Source organism: Pseudomonas sp. E141, assembly GCF_052659885.1.
The window spans coordinates 2,434,550-2,449,857 of the sequence record NZ_CP084024.1 but is presented as its reverse complement, the minus strand read 5'-3'; the positions used below and the strand labels follow the sequence as shown (position 1 = coordinate 2,449,857).

General features: G+C 62.5%; 15 protein-coding genes. 7 read left to right on the top strand and 8 right to left on the bottom strand.

Features of this window, described 5'->3' with window-relative positions; translation table 11 throughout:
* Window positions 1-242: 242 nt before the first annotated feature.
* Entirely contained in the window at window positions 243-1,259 is a 1,017-nt protein-coding gene (locus GKKCFE_RS11040; RefSeq protein WP_047226499.1) for an AraC family transcriptional regulator, read from the bottom strand.
* A gap of 11 nt (window positions 1,260-1,270) precedes the next feature.
* Window positions 1,271-2,614: a CDP-diacylglycerol--serine O-phosphatidyltransferase gene (gene pssA / locus GKKCFE_RS11035; RefSeq protein WP_139050333.1), complete on the bottom strand. Its 1,344-nt coding sequence runs from the start codon at window positions 2,612-2,614 to the stop codon at window positions 1,271-1,273.
* A gap of 122 nt (window positions 2,615-2,736) precedes the next feature.
* Here pssA and GKKCFE_RS11030 point away from each other — a divergent pair, with 122 nt between their 5' ends.
* The 3 genes from GKKCFE_RS11030 to GKKCFE_RS11020 all read left to right on the top strand — a co-directional run bounded on the left by GKKCFE_RS11030 (window position 2,737) and on the right by GKKCFE_RS11020 (window position 4,515).
* Window positions 2,737-3,306 carry a TetR/AcrR family transcriptional regulator gene (locus GKKCFE_RS11030; RefSeq protein WP_445577833.1) on the top strand — a complete coding sequence of 190 codons (570 nt, stop codon included), beginning with the start codon at window positions 2,737-2,739 and terminating at the stop codon, window positions 3,304-3,306.
* Between the two features lie 54 nt (window positions 3,307-3,360).
* Window positions 3,361-3,840 carry a nuclear transport factor 2 family protein gene (locus GKKCFE_RS11025; RefSeq protein WP_047226502.1) on the top strand — a complete coding sequence of 160 codons (480 nt, stop codon included), beginning with the start codon at window positions 3,361-3,363 and terminating at the stop codon, window positions 3,838-3,840.
* A 273-nt stretch (window positions 3,841-4,113) separates the two neighbouring features.
* Complete coding sequence (locus tag GKKCFE_RS11020; protein WP_047226503.1) at window positions 4,114-4,515, top strand: hypothetical protein; 402 nt, start codon at window positions 4,114-4,116, stop codon at window positions 4,513-4,515.
* A gap of 33 nt (window positions 4,516-4,548) precedes the next feature.
* On the opposite strand, the gene GKKCFE_RS11015 is transcribed toward GKKCFE_RS11020, so the two are convergent.
* The 4 genes from GKKCFE_RS11015 to GKKCFE_RS11000 form a co-directional block, all read right to left on the bottom strand.
* Complete coding sequence (locus GKKCFE_RS11015) at window positions 4,549-6,972, bottom strand: TonB-dependent siderophore receptor (protein ID WP_445577832.1); 2,424 nt, start codon at window positions 6,970-6,972, stop codon at window positions 4,549-4,551.
* 67 nt (window positions 6,973-7,039) lie between these two features.
* Window positions 7,040-7,984 (bottom strand): FecR domain-containing protein, encoded by a 945-nt coding sequence (locus GKKCFE_RS11010; RefSeq protein ID WP_322834018.1) that lies wholly within the window; start codon window positions 7,982-7,984, stop codon window positions 7,040-7,042.
* Window positions 7,984-8,493 carry a sigma-70 family RNA polymerase sigma factor gene (locus tag GKKCFE_RS11005; RefSeq protein WP_322834019.1) on the bottom strand — a complete coding sequence of 170 codons (510 nt, stop codon included), beginning with the start codon at window positions 8,491-8,493 and terminating at the stop codon, window positions 7,984-7,986. The genes GKKCFE_RS11010 and GKKCFE_RS11005 overlap by 1 nt, the downstream gene beginning before the upstream one ends.
* A gap of 185 nt (window positions 8,494-8,678) precedes the next feature.
* Window positions 8,679-9,200 (bottom strand): SgcJ/EcaC family oxidoreductase, encoded by a 522-nt coding sequence (locus GKKCFE_RS11000; RefSeq protein ID WP_047226507.1) that lies wholly within the window; start codon window positions 9,198-9,200, stop codon window positions 8,679-8,681.
* A 167-nt stretch (window positions 9,201-9,367) separates the two neighbouring features.
* Between GKKCFE_RS11000 and GKKCFE_RS10995 the strand changes: the two genes are divergently transcribed.
* Genes GKKCFE_RS10995 through GKKCFE_RS10980 form a run of 4 tightly spaced genes read left to right on the top strand, consistent with a single transcriptional unit; the run spans window position 9,368 to window position 13,990 of the window.
* The gene (locus GKKCFE_RS10995) at window positions 9,368-10,552 is read left to right on the top strand and encodes a sensor histidine kinase (RefSeq protein ID WP_445577831.1); all 1,185 of its coding nucleotides are present in this window, start codon (window positions 9,368-9,370) and stop codon (window positions 10,550-10,552) included.
* Entirely contained in the window at window positions 10,549-11,217 is a 669-nt protein-coding gene (locus GKKCFE_RS10990; RefSeq protein ID WP_047226509.1) for a response regulator, read from the top strand. Before GKKCFE_RS10995 ends, GKKCFE_RS10990 begins: the two co-directional genes overlap by 4 nt.
* Window positions 11,214-13,526 carry an ATP-binding protein gene (locus GKKCFE_RS10985; RefSeq protein WP_076384926.1) on the top strand — a complete coding sequence of 771 codons (2,313 nt, stop codon included), beginning with the start codon at window positions 11,214-11,216 and terminating at the stop codon, window positions 13,524-13,526. The genes GKKCFE_RS10990 and GKKCFE_RS10985 overlap by 4 nt, the downstream gene beginning before the upstream one ends.
* Complete coding sequence (locus GKKCFE_RS10980) at window positions 13,523-13,990, top strand: response regulator (RefSeq protein ID WP_047226511.1); 468 nt, start codon at window positions 13,523-13,525, stop codon at window positions 13,988-13,990. The genes GKKCFE_RS10985 and GKKCFE_RS10980 overlap by 4 nt, the downstream gene beginning before the upstream one ends.
* 33 nt (window positions 13,991-14,023) lie before the next feature.
* On the opposite strand, the gene GKKCFE_RS10975 is transcribed toward GKKCFE_RS10980, so the two are convergent.
* Together GKKCFE_RS10975 and tolR are read right to left on the bottom strand one after the other, a co-directional pair.
* Window positions 14,024-14,857: an energy transducer TonB gene (locus GKKCFE_RS10975; protein WP_316913172.1), complete on the bottom strand. Its 834-nt coding sequence runs from the start codon at window positions 14,855-14,857 to the stop codon at window positions 14,024-14,026.
* Window positions 14,854-15,300 carry a protein TolR gene (gene tolR, locus GKKCFE_RS10970; RefSeq protein WP_316913171.1) on the bottom strand — a complete coding sequence of 149 codons (447 nt, stop codon included), beginning with the start codon at window positions 15,298-15,300 and terminating at the stop codon, window positions 14,854-14,856. The genes GKKCFE_RS10975 and tolR overlap by 4 nt, the downstream gene beginning before the upstream one ends.
* Window positions 15,301-15,308: the final 8 nt, after the last annotated feature.

Sequence of the window (15,308 nt, the reverse complement as noted above, 5' to 3'; positions counted from 1 at the left end):
TCCCTCTGTACTTTTTATTGGTTGGGGGAACCGTAAACAGCAGGGAAATACTCGCGCCGAAGGGCTTGGGCGGCAATGGTCAAAGCCATCAAGTTGCTTGACTGGTTTGGCCATGGTTGGGTGATGTGGCGTCTGGGAGGCCGTTATCGCGAGCAGGCTCGCTCCCACCGGGGCAATGCGAACCTTATGTGGGAGCAAGGCTTGCCCGCGATAGCGCAAGCCCACTCAACCCACATCCCGGATCAGCCAGGATCGTTGAGAATCAGGCTGCGATAATGTCCCGGATTGGACCCGGACCACTTGCGAAACGCCTTGTAGAAGGAGCTGGCATCGGCAAACCCCAGGCGTGCGGCGATTTCCACGAAACTGATGGAAGGTTCGGCCAGCCAGTTGATGGCCAACTCTTTGCGCACACTGTCCTTGAGCCCTTGATACGTCTGGCCCTCCTCCGCCAAGCGGCGGCGCAGGGTCGAGGCCGAAACGCACAACTGCTGGGCCAGAGCCTCGGTCTCCGGCCACTGCTCGGGTGGCAATTGGCGCAGGTCGTGTCTGATGCGGCTGGCGAGGCTTTGCGGGTCACGATATTTGACCAGGATGTTGGCCGGTGCCTGGGCCAGAAAGCGGTTGAGTTCCTCGGCGCTACGTCGGATGGGCAGGTCCAGGCATTCGGCGGAGAAGATCATCCGGGTGCGGGGCCGGTCAAAGCGCAGGTTCCGGGAGAACATCACACGATAGTCGTCGCAGAAATCCGGTTCCGGGCAACGCAACTCGATGGAAAGAATCGGAATACGCCGCCCGGCCAGCCAACAGGCCACGCCATGAACAATCATCCAGTAGGTGAAATAGGTGAAGGCCCGTCGCGGATCCTGATCGTCCTCCAGCAGGACGATTTCCGCCAGGCTCTGCTGACGGACCCATTGGGCCGGCAACTGTTCGAACATCAGCGAGAGGAACCCCAGCCCCGCCGTCAGGCCGCTCGCCAGCGTGGGTTGGGCCATGGCGCACTGGCAGAGAAACGCCAGGCTACCCGACTTGAGCTTGCGCGGGTCCATGCCAAAAAACTCGTCATCCAGGCGTCGGGCGAGCAAACGCCAGAGCCGCGCATAAGCATGGGCCGGGACCCGCGCCTGGGAGTCGTCGAGCAACGCAGGGTCTATGCCGACCTTGCTCAGAACCTCATCGGTGGCCGCTCCGGGAGCGCAGCTTTGCAGCAGCGCCTCACGTACCAACTGGATGGAGATGGTGTCTTTTTCCGACATAGCACGAGCTTTCACAGGATCCGGTAAAGCAGCCGCTCGATCCGCACCCGGCTGACCCGTTTCAGAAACCTGGCGACTGCGGCGGGATAGTCCGGCAGGGTTTCCAGGTCCAGATATCGATCGATGCGCCGGGTGTGCTGGTAAATCTGCTCAAGCTCGGCCTGACGCGGCCCCAGCAGTTCGCCCTTGGGGTCATCCAGCAACAAAGCGTTTTCCAGGTCCAGGCGAAACGCCCGTGGATTGAGGTTATTGCCGGTCAGCAAGGTGTAGCGCTCGTCGATCCACATGCCCTTGAGGTGATAGGTATTGTCACCGTCACGCCACAGGTGCAGGTTCAGTTGGCCGCTGTCGATGTAACGCTGATGCCGCTTGGCGAAGCGGCGCAGGCTGATTTCGTAGAGATAGGGCAGCGCGGCGATGATCTTGAACGGCTCGCTGGGCGGCATGTAGAAGTCGTTGGCGGTTTTGTCGCCGACGATAATGTCGATCCTGACCCCGCGAGCCAGCGCGCGATTGATTTCCCGGGTCACCCCCAGGGGCAGATTGAAATACGGCGTGCAGATGGTCAGTTGCCGGCGACTGCTGGCAATCAATTCGCCGATCACCCGGCTCAACGGATTGTTCTTGCCCACGCCCAGCAACGGGCTCACCGACAGGCCGCTCTTGTCGAGGTTGCCGGCCTGCGTGTCATACGCGGCGTACTTGAGCCGGCTGCGCAGATCGCCGATGTCCTTGCGCAGGCTGCGAGTGCTGGGCAGGTTCGGCAAATCCAGACGATGCACGGCGCTGGAGGCAATCAAGCCATGCTGTATCAGGTGCTGCATCGAGTCGGCCAGTGCCTCGTTGCGCAACAGGTGGTAGCGGTCGTAGCGGTATTTGTCGAACTTGTGCAGATAGACGTTATTGAGGCTGGCGCCGCTGTAAAGCACACAGTCGTCGATCACGAAGCCTTTGAGGTGCAGCACGCCGAACAACTCGCGAGTCTGCACCGGCACGCCGTAGATCGGCACTTCGCTGGCGTGAGTGCGGGTCTGTTCCTGATACCACGCCGAATTGCCCGGCTGCTTCTTGGCGCCGATCAGCCCGCGCTGGGCCCGCAGCCAGTCCACCACCACGACCACGTCCAGTTCCGGACGCTTGGCCTTGGCGGCGTGCAAGGCATCGAGGATTTCCTGCCCGGCCTCGTCCTCTTGCAGGTACAGGGCGACGATGTAGATGCGCTGGGTGGCCTGGGCGATTTGCTCCAGCAGGCAACGGCGGAACTCGGCGGCGCCATCGAGGATGGTCACGGCATCGGCGGTCAGTGCAAAGCTGCGCAGCTTAGGCAGCAAGGGGCGTTTGAAAAGCGACGGCATAGGGCTCGCAAAAGGTCGAATCCGAAGAGTGGTTGAGCTTACACCATCGATGGGTTCGGGTCTTCAGGGCGTCATGAAAAAACAATTTGACCAAGGAGAACGATCGTTCTACTGTTGGCGACATGAACGAAATCAATAGCAATGAGACCCGAGACATTATTCTCGATGTCGCCGAAAAGTTGATCTATAAAAGTGGCATCGCGGCCACCGGCATGGATCTGCTGGTGAAAACCGCCGGCGTCTCCAGAAAGAGCATTTATCGCTACTTTGCCAACAAGGACGATCTGATCGTGGCCGCACTCCAGCGGCGCGACGAACGCTGGATGCACTGGTTCAGCAGTGAGGTCGACAAGGCCCCTACTCCGCGCGCCCGGCTGCTCAACCTGTTTACCGTGCTCAAAACCTGGTTCGACAGCGAAGGTTTCCGTGGCTGTGCGTTCATCAACACCAGTGGCGAAACCGGCGATCCACAGAACCCGGTCCGCCAGGTCGCCAAACTGCATAAACAGAAGTTGCTCGACTATGTAACCCGGCTATGCACAGAACAAGGCGTCGAGAGCCCGGATGCCTTGGCCCGGCAGTTACTGATCCTGATCGATGGCGCCATTACCGTCGCACTGGTCATGGGCGATCACAGCGCCGCCGACCAGGCCCAAAACATACTGAAGTCCTTATTGGCTGAAACTGAATAACCCGTTCCCGTAAACCGCTGTGCCACTTGCTCGATCACTCACTGGAGATCTGCCATGTCATCCACTGCTGAAGTTCGTCCGCCGCTGCCGCCTTTCACCCGTGAATCGGCCATTGAAAAAGTCCGCCTGGCCGAAGACGGCTGGAACTCCCGCGACCCACAACGGGTGTCCCTGGCCTATACGCTGGACACTCAATGGCGCAACCGTGCCGAATTCGCCCATAACCGCGAAGAGGCCAAGGCCTTCCTGACCCGTAAATGGGCCAAGGAACTGGACTACCGGCTGATCAAAGAACTGTGGGCCTTCACCGGTAACCGTATCGCCGTGCGCTACGCCTACGAATGGCACGACGATTCGGGCAACTGGTTCCGTTCCTACGGCAATGAAAACTGGGAGTTTGACGAGCAAGGGTTGATGTCCAACCGCTACGCCTGCATCAACGACATGCCGATCCAGGAAAGCGAACGCAAATTCCATTGGCCGCTGGGTCGCCGGCCGGATGATCATCCGGGGCTGTCTGACTTGGGGCTGTAGGCGCACGGCATTTGTATAAGCAACAGAAACCTTGTGGGAGCGGGCTTGCTCGCGAAGGCGGTGCGTCAGCAGGTAGCAATGCTGGACGAACAACCGTCTTCGCGAGCAAGCCCGCTCCCACATTGCTACTGCGGGCTCGGCCCAGCGCCCGCTCACAACGGCGCTAGACAAGCGGCCACTCGCCAGGGTTGACCGGCATGCCGCCAGGCATCACATTGCCTGGACCGCCGATACACTCAGAGGCGATTTGCTCGTTGCTGACCTGTGGAGCCCATGACCGCGTCGATTCCGATCCGCCCCCCCTGCCCGCCTGGTGTCTGTGACTGCGGGCGTGATGCGTTGCTGCAAACCCCGGGCAGTGACCTGCGCATTCTTTGCTTGAACCGTCAGGAAGAAAAACGCCTGCTCGAACGGCTGGAAAATATCCAGAGCCTGGACGAACTCCAACGGTTGCAGCAGCGTATGTACGAGAACCTCGGAATCCGCCTGAGCGTCGAACCCGGCTACAACGAAGTACGCACCATGCGCGGCATCGCCATCGAGTTCCAGGAGCAGCCCGGCCTGTGCCGCAAGATTCGCCAGTCGATCCCCACCGCCATTCGACGCGGGTTGGAAAAACGTCCCGAAATCGCCTGGCGCTTGCTGGATGCCCACGACCTGTTCCGTGACGCCTGAGAAACAGCTTCATCCCTGAAGCTGCACATCGGTCTAGAAGTCCACGGTGGCCGAAAGCAGGTAAGTGCGCGGCGTTGCCAGGGTCAAGCCTGCCTCGCTGTCATCCGAGGCGCCGGCTGAACTCCAGTAGCGCTTGTCCGCGACGTTCTCGACATTGGCACGCAGAGTGATGTTCTTCTGGTCCACCTTGAACGCGTAGCGCGCGCCCACATCCACACGCTCCCAGGAATCGATTTCCTTGGTGTTGGACTGGTCCAGGTACTGCGAACTGGAGTGGATGGCGCGGCTGGTCAGGGTCAGGCCCTGCACGGTCGGCACATCCCACTCGGCGCCCAGGTTGACATTGTATTTGGGCGTGGCCGGCGCCCGATTACCATCAAAGGCGCCATCGGTGGTATCGGTCAACTCGCTGTCGATGTACATGACCCCGCCGAGCAAACGCAACCCCTTGAGCGGCTCACCGAACACGCTCAACTCAACCCCGGTGTTCTCGCGTTTGCCGTTCGGGCCGAAGACACGGGTCGTGGCATCGGTGGCGTAAGCAGGCTGCTTGATCCGGAAGACGGCGGCGGTGACGGCGAGCGCACCCGCGTCATATTTGGCTCCCACCTCGACCTGACGACTGATGAACGGCGGGAATATTTCGTCCTCGTTGATCGAGGTCGACGGCGCGATCTTGCCCTGGCTCAAGCCTTCCATGTAGTTGGCATACAACGACAGCTTATCGGTTGCCTTGAACAGGATTCCGCCCGACGGCGACATCTTTTCCTCGTCGTACGCGGTGGCGCCTTTGACGTTATCCGTCCAGTCGTCAACCTTGATCCGCTGCCAGCGGGTGCCGAGGGTCAGCAGCAGTCGATCATCGAAGAAACCCAGGGTGTCGGACAGCGCCACGCCGGTGGAGCGGTTTTCGGTATAGACCTTGCTGTCCTGGCGCGTGGGGTCGCTCGGAGTCGGCGTTTGCACCGGGTCATACAGGTTGCTCGGGGACGAAGCATAACGAGCGCCGCCATTGGTGAAATCCATGTAGAAGTAGCTGGCGGCCAGGTTGATCTCATGGCTCACCGGGCCGGTATGGAACCAGTTGCGCACCCCGGCCGTGGCCGTGCGGACATTTTCATCGCGGGTAAAGTCGCGGGGTTGAACGCTGAAATCGCCAGCGTCGTTGCTGACCGAAACGTTGTGCCGCAGGAAGTCATGATCACTTTTGCGCGCCCCCGCACTGCCGTACAGCATCACGGAATCGTTGACATCGTATTGCGCGTTCACCGCGCCGAAAGTGTCCTTGGTGCGCGCCTTGCTCCAGCGCTGAGCGTAGTTGCGGCGCACATCGCTGGCGTGCGGGACCTGTGCGTTGGCCCCTACCAGCACGCGCTCCTGCGGCGCGTCGGTATCGCGCTCGGTGCGCCCGATATCCGTCGAGAGGCGTAGACGCTCGCCACGAAAATCCAGGCCCAGTACGGCCATGTCGCGGTCGACACTCTGGTGATCCCATTCAGTGTCGCCGGACTGCTTCACGCCGTTGAAACGAACGCCGAACTGGTTGTCTTCACCAAAACGCCGGGCGACATCCACGGCGCCGCCGAGCTGGTTGTTGGAGGCGTAGCTGCCCGTGAACGAAGTGATGGGTTTGTCGGTGGCCCGCTTGGGCACCACGTTGATCCCGCCACCCACGCTGCCACGTGGCGAGACGCCGTTGATGAGCTGGGTCGGGCCCTTGATGATGTCGACGCGGTCGGCCATCTCCATGTCGATCGAATAGGTCGGCAGGATGCCGTAGAGACCGTTGTAGGCGACATCACTGTTGAACAGGCTGAAACCGCGAATGGTGAACTGCTCGAAACGCCCGCCTGCCGGATTGGTGGCGCGAACCGAAGGGTCGCTGGCAATCAGGTCGCCCAGGGTCCGAGCCTGCTGGTTCTTGACCACTTCGCTGGTATAGGTGGTCATGCTGAACGGGGTTTCCATGAAGTCTCGCGACCCGAGCAAGCCTTGCGAGCCGCGGCGCGCGACCTGGCCACCGGCATAGGGCTCGCCCTGCGCCAGGCTCGTGGCCCCCATGATCGAGGTGGGAGCCAGTTGCAAGCTGCTGCCTTCCGGCGCCGGGGTCAGGATGTAAGCCTGCTCGCCCACCGGCTGCAGTTGCAGACCCGAGCCCTGTAACAGTCGGGCAAAGCCCTCCTCCACGGCATACTCCCCCGACAGACCGGGGCTGTTATGCCCGCTCACCAGGGCCGGGTCGACCGACAGGTTGACCCCCGCCAGGCCGGCGAACCGGGTGAGCGCGGCGCTGAGGCTGCCGGCCGGCACCTGATAGCTGCGTCGGGCAGCTTCTTCGGCTTGGCTGGAGGACATGAACAATGGGCTGGCGCTCAGGCTGAGCACGAGGCTCAGGTTCAACAGCGGACGCCAGCCGGCAAGGGCCGGGCAAAAACGCAAAGGTACTACTGCGGACATTGGGGGGAGCTCTCGTTTTTGTTCAGTTGCCTTGAATGACAAGCGAGACAAAAAAAGGGGACAGGCGTCAGACAGTATTTTTGCGCAGCGTCAATGTGACCCAGTATCGGGTGCGCGTTTGCACGTGCAGCGGCAGGCTGGCCGAGAGCAACGCGAGGATTCGATCGGTGTTTTCCAGACGGAAGCTGCCGGTCACCCGCAGCGACTCCAGGGCGGGGTCCCAACGCAATAAACCTGGGCGATATCGGCCCAGCTCACGGAGAAAATCCCCCAACGGCTGGTTCTGCGCGACAAGCACACCGTCACGCCAACCCAACTGCGCTACGTCGAACGCCCCCACCGGTCCGGCGCCCGAGGCCAAGAGGTTGACCTGCTCGCCTTCCTTCAGTGTCAGCATTGGCCCGCGCAGCGGTTGCAGTTGCACCGAACCACTGAGGACCGACACCAGGCAACTGCGCTCATTCAGGCGTACGCAGACCTCGCTACGGCTGACGGAGATCAGGCCGAACGGTGCCTGAATGGCCAATGGCGCAGGGCCCTGGACATTGAGGGCCATCTCCCCTTGCACCAGCACCAGGCGTCGAGCCTTGAGGTCCAGGTCCAGGGCGCTGTCGGTATTCAACTGCAAGGCGCTGCCGTCGGCCAGCGACCAGCGCCGCTGTTCGCCCGTGGCCGTATGCAGGTCGGCGCGCCAGACCTCCAGCGGCAGCTCTCGCCCCAGCCACCAGGCCGTGGGCACCAACGCGGCGACGCCGAGCGCACGCTTGAGCACCGCCCGACGGGGCAATGCCGGGCGATCCAGGGTCGCCATACCCAATGAAGGCGGCACCCCGGCGAAACGCTGGCGCAATCGCTGGGCTTTTTGCCAGGCGGCCTCGTGGTGGGCGCTGCTGTCGCGCCAGCGTTGCAGCGCGGCGCAATCGAAGTCATCCCCGCCAGACTCCATCATGGCCAGCCAGCGAGCCGCCGCCCGGGCGACTTCGCGAGCTTCAGGCGAAGGGGCCTGGCGCATCAAAACTCCACCAACAGGCAATGCTCATAAGCCTGGGCCATATAGCGCTTGATGGTGCGCTCCGACACCTGCATGCGCTCGGCGATTTCACGGTAGCCCAGGCCTTCGAGCTGGCTCCACAAAAAAGCCCGCCGCACCAGAGCCGGCAGGCCATCGAGCAATTCATCCAGGGCTTGCAACGTTTCCAGCAGCAGCCAGCGCTGCTCCGGGGACGGTACGCACGCTGGGGACAAGCTCGCCAAGGCGTCGAGGTAAGCCTGCTCCAGGTTGCGGCGCGCGTAAAAGTTGCTCAACAGACGCTTGCCGACTGTCAGCAGATAAGCGCGTGGTTCGTGCAGATCGGCCAATGGCTGAGCGCTGGACAGGACCCGCAGGAACGTATCCTGGCGCAGGTCCGCGGCATCCCAGGCATTGCCCATGCGTCGTCTCAACCAGCCTTCCAGCCAGCCACCGTGGTCTCGGTACAGCGCGTGCAAGGAACGCTCCGTTGGCGTAGCTGCATCAGACATGTCAAGAAGCCTTGTGCAAGGAATACATTAAATGAGAGTGATTCTAATTAATGTTCCCGCACGAATCCAACTTCTTTATCGAACCGCTCTGTTAATGACACTGGCCTATCGTTTTTTGCCAGCCTGCCAAACGGGTGGTTCGCCCCCCAACGCAGCCAGGGACGAACTCATTTGTTCAAACGGCCTCAGTGGCTGGCATGCAGTTGCTTCTGGACTTGCGGCATGGCCGAGGAGTGGTGGTTAAGGATCTTCCACTGACCGTCAATGCGTTCATAGATAAAGGTGTAGCGCGCCTGAACCTCGCGCTTGGAGCCGTCGGCGTTGGTCAGGGCAAAGGTATAGACACCACTGTCCATCGCCGCGTCAGGTCCCAGGTGACGGATTTCCCGATAGTTGATCTGCCCCACCGGCTTGCCGGCCAGGAAGTGTTCAAAGTAATCCTGAATCAGTGCCGCCGTGTTGCGCACCTGGTTGGATACGGTGGGCTGCAATATCGCATCCGGCGCATACAGGCTGGTTACTGCAGCAGCGTTGCCGGTTTTGAGGGCCGCGTTCCAACGGTCGAACAATGCGGCGATTTCACGGTCATTCTGATTCTGTGGCTGCTCGGCTACGGTGCGATAAACGTATGGCGTTGTTTCAAGTGCCAGGGCCAAGGGTGTGGTCAGCATGAAAAAAGCGGCAGCGGCGAAGGTTTTCAGTTTCATCGTAACGTTCCTGTGGGTTTCAATGAGCCGACTTTGCCGGGCCTGGCGGGCTTCGCCATCGGCCAACCGGTGCCGATTGCCTATGCCGTTCGGCAGATAGGCCCGGTGCTGATGACACGCTCTAATACCGCCACGCCGACCGGTCCCATCCACGCTGGAGCCCTATCATGCAAAGCCCACCCCATGACCCCGGCAGTGCCCTGGCCATCCGAACCCAATATCGCCAGTCGCAAAGTCGTGCCGCACGCCTGCGCCTGCTGTTGGGCACCGGCCATGAACTGACGCAACTGCCCCTGTCGGCGATGCGCCAGCGCGCAGTGCAACGAGCGTGCGCATTCATGGCCATGGATCATGGCCTGCTGCTGGAGTGGGCGGCGGACACCACGTTTCGCACCATCGCCAGCCATGGCAGCCAAGAACGGCTCGATCTGCTTGCCAACCTGGCTCAGCCGCCGTCAGCCGAGCCACAATGGCTGGAGTACCCTGGCAGCGCCCTGCCCCAGGTCTTGCGCGTTCCGTTGCGTGGCTCCGACGGTGTGGTGTTCGGGGCTTTATTGCTGGGCAACGGCGTAGCCCTCGGCACGCCGGACAACGAGGATATTGAGTCACTGCAATTGCTGGCGACCCTGCTGGCTGCCCATTTGGAGAACAGTCGTCTGCTCGAAGCGTTGCAGGCCCGCGAACGCACCATGTCCGAGCTGGTCCATCGACTGTTCAGCGCCCAGGAAGACGAACGCAAGCGTGTGGCCTACGACCTGCATGATGGCCTGGCACAGAACCTGGCCGGCCTGCATCAGCGCCTGCAGGGGTTCGCCGGTCGCTGCCCGCCTCTGCCGCTGGCCCTGGCGAACGACTTGCAGGCCATCCTCGATCTCGCCCGGGGTTGTGTCGGCGAAGGCCGGCAGTTGATCGGCGGTCTGCGTCCCCATGCGCTGGATGACTTCGGTCTGTACAAAGCCGTCGACAAGGAAGCCGACCGCCTGCGGGATGCAGGCCTGTCGGTGGACTGGGCCGAGCACAGCGCCGCTCGCCTGCCGGGCAACACCGAAATCGCCTTGTTCCGCATTGCCCAGGAAGGCATCAACAACATTCTCAAGCACGCCCGGGCCAGCCATGTACGCCTGGGATTGATGGTGAGCGACGACCGGGCCTCGCTGCGGGTCGAAGACAATGGCCGTGGTTTTGCTCTGGAACAACCCATCGAGACCAATGGCACCTGCCATCTGGGCCTGGCGGCCATGCAGGAACGTGCCAGCCTGCTGGGCGGCCACCTGAGCTGTTTCAGCCAGCCCGATGGCGGCACCCGTTTGCTGGCCAGCGTCCCCCTACCCACCCACGGAACACACTCATGACGTCCCCTTTACGCCTGCTTTTGGCCGATGATCACGAAGTGACCCGCACCGGTTTTATCAGCATGCTGGCCGGCAGCCCGGGGTTCGAAGTCGTCGGCCAGGCCAGCGACGGCCAGGAAGCCCTCGATCTGTGCGAGCGGCTGCAACCGGACATCGCCATTCTCGACATTCGCATGCCGGTGCTCAATGGCCTGGGGGCGGCGCGTATCCTGCAGCAGCGCCAGCCGGGGATCAAAGTGGTGATCTTCACCATGGACGACAGCCCTGATCACCTTGAAGCCGCCATCGGCGCGGGCGCGGTCGGTTATCTGCTCAAGGATGCCAGCCGCGATGAAGTGCTGGACGCCCTCAAACGGGTCGCCCAGGGCGAAGAGGCCCTGAACAGTTCGGTCAGTGCGCGCCTGCTGCGGCGCATGGCCGAGCGCGGTGCCAGTGGCGCTACCCCGGTCCAGGCCCTGACAGCCCGCGAGCGCCAGGTGTTGGGGCTGGTGGCCGGCGGCTTCAGCAACCGTGAAATCGGCGAAAAACTCGGCATCGCCCCCGGCACCGCCAAGGCCCACGTGGAGCGCGTCATCGGCAAGTTGGGAGCCGCCGATCGAACCCAGGCCGCCGTGCGCGGTGTTGCCCTGGGGTTGGTGGCACAACCCAGCGGGCAATGGCCATGAGATTCCTCGCCGCCCGCCGCTGGGCCAACCTGCCATTGCGGGGCAAGGCATTGGTGGTCATTTCCCTGCCCCTGGTGGTGCTGTTGCTGTCGCTGGTGCTGATCTACATCACCGAACGCCAGACCGCCCGGGCCGAAGAAGACGTGCGCCGGGTGCTGCTGGTCCAGGGCGATATCCAGACGGTGCATACCCTGCTGGCCGAAGCCGCAGCCAGCGTGCGCGGTTACCTGCTGACCCGGCGCGAAGACTTCCTGCCCAGCTACGAACAGGCCACGCCGCTGATCAAGGCCGCGTTACAACGGTTGGACCACAACATCCGCGACGCCCGGATGCGCGAGCGCCTCAAGACCATCACCCCACTGATCGCAGAAAAACTCGATGGGCTGGATGCCTTGCGCAACGGCAAGGCCGATGACACAGCGGCCATCACGACGATTCTGATCGAAAACAAACACGTCCTGGACGTGCTGCGCGAGCAGATCAACGCCATGCGTATACGTGAGGACGCCCTGCTCGCCGACCGCAGTGCCGCCGCCTCGGCCACGCGCATGCGCCTGTTGTTCGCCACGCTACTGGCGGCGCTGTGCGGGCTGCTTGGCGCCATCGTGGCGGTGCTGTTCCTGTCCAAGGGCATTGTCGCCCGCGTGCAACAGGTGCAAGGCAACGCTCAGCGCCTGGCCTTGGGTCAACCGTTGTTGCCGCAACCGCCGGAGCAGGACGAAATCGGCCAGTTGGGCACTCGTCTGGTAGAGGCCGGGCAGTTGCTTGCCGAACGCGAGCGGGCTCTGCGGGATAACGAAGAACGCTTGCGACTGATCATCGATGGGGTGAAGGACTACGGCATCTTTGCGCTGGACGCCCAAGGCCATGTCATTACCTGGAACGCCGGCGCCGAGCGGATCAAGGGTTACACCGAACAGGAAATCCTCGGCCGGCATTTTTCGTTGTTCTATCTGAGCGAAGAATGCCCGGCGCACCCGGACATGGCGCTGCACGAAGCCGCCCGTGACGGTCATTACATGGAAGAAGGCTGGCGCTGTCGCAAGGACGGCAGCCGCTTCTGGGCCAGTGTGGTCATCACTGCCCAGTACGACAGTACCGGCACCCTGCGCGGGTTTTCCAAGATCACCCGCGACATCACTGACCGCCGCGCCGCCGAGATCGCCCTGCGCACCGCCCGTGAAGAAGCCGAAAGCGCCAGCCGCGCCAAGAGCGAATTTCTTTCGCGCATGAGCCACGAACTGCGCACCCCCCTGAACGCCATACTCGGCTTCGCGCAACTGCTGGACATGGACTCCAGCGCCGGCCAGCGCCCACAGGTCAGTCACATCCTGCGCGCCGGTCAGCATCTGCTGGCATTGATCAACGAGGTGCTGGACATTGCCCGGATCGAGGCCGGTCGTCTGCCGCTGAACATTGAGCCGATTGCCTTGACGACGGTGTTGCATGAAGCCCTGACGCTGGTTTCACCCATGGCGGCCGACGCCGGGATTCAGTTAGCCGAGCTGGCGCCGCTACCCGACAGCAGCGGTGTGCTGGCCGACCGTCAACGCCTGGTGCAGGTGCTGCTCAATCTGTTGTCCAACGCCATCAAGTACAACCGGCCCGGCGGTGAAGTGCGCATTGAAGTGACGGCCCAGGGGCCGCGAGTCAGCATTGCCGTCAGCGACACCGGGCATGGCATTGCCCCTGAGCAGCTTGACCGGTTGTTCAAGCCGTTCGAGCGCCTGGGTGCCGATCCACAGGTCGAGGGCACCGGTCTTGGGCTGTCCTTGAGCAAGAGCCTGCTGGAAATGATGCAAGGCAGCCTGCAGGTCCACAGCGAGCCGGGGCAAGGTTGTTGTTTCACCCTGCAATTGCCCGGTGCCCGGGTGGAACACGCCCGCTTGCCCCCCATCGTCGCGCTGAAGGCACCGCGTCCGTCAGTCGAATATCACGGCAAGATACTGTGCATCGAAGACAACCTGTCGAGCCTGGCGCTGATCGAGACCCTGATGCAGCGACGTCCGGGTATTCAACTGCTGTCGAGCATGCAAGGCCAGTTGGGCCTGGACCTGGCTCGCCAGCACGCCCCGCAGTTGATCCTGCTGGACGTGACCCTGCCGGACCTGACAGGCCTGGAGGTGCTGCGCCGCTTGCGGCAATCGGCGGCTACGGCGTCCACACCGGTACTGATGATCACCGCCGATGCCAGCGACCTGACCCACCGTGCCCTGCACGAAGCCGGGGCCACAGCGATCCTGACCAAACCCATTCATATCCAGGCCTTTCTCGGCCACCTTGAACGTTATTTACCGGAGCCCGCATGAATCGCGATTTGCGCATCCTGATCGTTGACGATCAGCGCCCCAACCTGGACCTGATGGAGCAGTTGCTGGCTCGCGAAGGGCTGCACAACGTATTGAGCAGCACCGAGCCTTTGCGCACCCTCGACCTGTTCAACAGTTTTGAGCCTGACCTGGTGATCCTGGACCTGCACATGCCGGCATTCGATGGCTTCGCCGTGCTGGAGCAGCTCAACCGGCGCATCCCGGCAAACGACTACCTGCCGATCCTGGTGCTGACCGCCGACGCCACCCGCGACACCCGCCTGCGCGCCCTGGCGCTGGGCGCCCGGGACTTCATCAGCAAACCCCTGGATGCGCTGGAAACCATGCTACGCATCTGGAATCTGCTGGAAACACGGGCGCTCTATAAGGCGTTGCGCGAGCTGGTTCCATCGCAGCAGATCGAACTGTTGCGCCAGCACCGGCCGGCCGCCGGCGCGGTTTAGTCCGATTACGCCGGGCCGCAACAGGCTCGGGTTCTATTCGATGCGGTAGTGAAAGGTATTGCGCACCGCCGGCACTGTCACGGCCTGGCCGTCGACGATCCGCGGCTGATAACGGAAGGTCTGGGCCGCAGTCAGCGAGGGTCGGATGAACAACGGATGGCAGCCATCCAGCACCTTGGGGTTGTCGATTCGCCCGTCCGGCTTGACGCTGTACTCCACCGTGCAATCGCCTTCCAACCCTTTGTCCAAAGCCCGTTGCGGATAATCCGGGGCCTCTTTGCTCAGGGGTTGATAGTGGCGACTGTCGGCGGCGGCCAGGCGCGCCTGTTCGGCTTGGCGTTGCCGGGCGAGCGCCTGGGCCTGTTGAGCCGCTTGGCGCTGTCGTTCGGCGGCCTGTTGCTCGGCTTCCTGCTGACGTCGCTGGTTCTCCAGACGCTCGCGCTGCTGCTGGGCCTGTTGCTCGGCCTGCTGCTCGCGCTTTTGCTCCTCGACCCGTTTACGCGCCAGGGTTGCCTGCTCCAGTTTCTGCGCCTGGAGCCTTGGATCAACCGCAGGTTTGCTCGGCGCCGGGCGTGGCGCTTGCACTGGAGCCGGCGTGGCTTCGACCGGTTCTGGGGCGACCTCTGCCACGGCGGTCGGCGCAGGCGCTTCAGGCACAGGCAGCGGTGGCAACATCACCAGTTGCGTGCGCAGTACCCGCGGCGTTTCGACGGTCGGTTTCTCTACGGTCCAGCCCAGCACCAGCAATGCCGCGACAACCGCGTGCAAGGCCACGGCGAGTCCTGCTGCCAGGCTGTTCCTCCAGAAACCACTGCCGGACACCGTGGGTAAACCCAAGGATGGACTGTGCATGATCATCGCCGTCATCGGGGTGCCTCGGTCACCAGCCCAAGGTTGCTCACCCCGCCCTGCTGCAAAGCGGCCATGGCGGCCACGACACGACCGTAGTCGGCGTGGTCGTCGGCACGGATATACACCTGGGTATCGCTGCGCTCGGCGACAACCTGGGCCACTTTGGCGCGCATCTGATCCAGGTCCACGGCGCTGTCGGTCTGGCTTTGGGTGTCCAGTTCAGCACCCAGGTTCCAGTAGTAACCGCCCTCGGCCTTAACAGACAGGGTCAGGATCTGTTGGCGGCTATCGTTGGCCAATGCCTGGCTGGCGACCTTGGGCAGCTCGATTTTCACGCCTTGGGTCAGCATGGGTGCCGTGACCATGAAGATCACCAGCAGCACCAGCATCACATCGATGTAAGGCACCACGTTCATTTCGGCCTTGGGCCCGTGCTTGCGTTGCGGCTTGATTAGCATCTGCCCTC

Bases quoted from the DNA above. Each gene is read 5' to 3' on its own strand.
- GKKCFE_RS11040 (WP_047226499.1), bottom strand. From the start codon at position 1,259: ATGTCGGAAAAAGACACCATCTCCATCCAGTTGGTACGTGAGGCGCTG.
- pssA (WP_139050333.1), bottom strand. From the start codon at position 2,614: ATGCCGTCGCTTTTCAAACGCCCCTTGCTGCCTAAGCTGCGCAGCTTT.
- GKKCFE_RS11030 (WP_445577833.1), top strand. From the start codon at position 2,737: ATGAACGAAATCAATAGCAATGAGACCCGAGACATTATTCTCGATGTC.
- GKKCFE_RS11025 (WP_047226502.1), top strand. From the start codon at position 3,361: ATGTCATCCACTGCTGAAGTTCGTCCGCCGCTGCCGCCTTTCACCCGT.
- GKKCFE_RS11020 (WP_047226503.1), top strand. From the start codon at position 4,114: ATGACCGCGTCGATTCCGATCCGCCCCCCCTGCCCGCCTGGTGTCTGT.
- GKKCFE_RS11015 (WP_445577832.1), bottom strand. From the start codon at position 6,972: ATGTCCGCAGTAGTACCTTTGCGTTTTTGCCCGGCCCTTGCCGGCTGG.
- GKKCFE_RS11010 (WP_322834018.1), bottom strand. From the start codon at position 7,984: ATGCGCCAGGCCCCTTCGCCTGAAGCTCGCGAAGTCGCCCGGGCGGCG.
- GKKCFE_RS11005 (WP_322834019.1), bottom strand. From the start codon at position 8,493: ATGTCTGATGCAGCTACGCCAACGGAGCGTTCCTTGCACGCGCTGTAC.
- GKKCFE_RS11000 (WP_047226507.1), bottom strand. From the start codon at position 9,200: ATGAAACTGAAAACCTTCGCCGCTGCCGCTTTTTTCATGCTGACCACA.
- GKKCFE_RS10995 (WP_445577831.1), top strand. From the start codon at position 9,368: ATGCAAAGCCCACCCCATGACCCCGGCAGTGCCCTGGCCATCCGAACC.
- GKKCFE_RS10990 (WP_047226509.1), top strand. From the start codon at position 10,549: ATGACGTCCCCTTTACGCCTGCTTTTGGCCGATGATCACGAAGTGACC.
- GKKCFE_RS10985 (WP_076384926.1), top strand. From the start codon at position 11,214: ATGAGATTCCTCGCCGCCCGCCGCTGGGCCAACCTGCCATTGCGGGGC.
- GKKCFE_RS10980 (WP_047226511.1), top strand. From the start codon at position 13,523: ATGAATCGCGATTTGCGCATCCTGATCGTTGACGATCAGCGCCCCAAC.
- GKKCFE_RS10975 (WP_316913172.1), bottom strand. From the start codon at position 14,857: ATGACGGCGATGATCATGCACAGTCCATCCTTGGGTTTACCCACGGTG.
- tolR (WP_316913171.1), bottom strand. From the start codon at position 15,300: ATGCTAATCAAGCCGCAACGCAAGCACGGGCCCAAGGCCGAAATGAAC.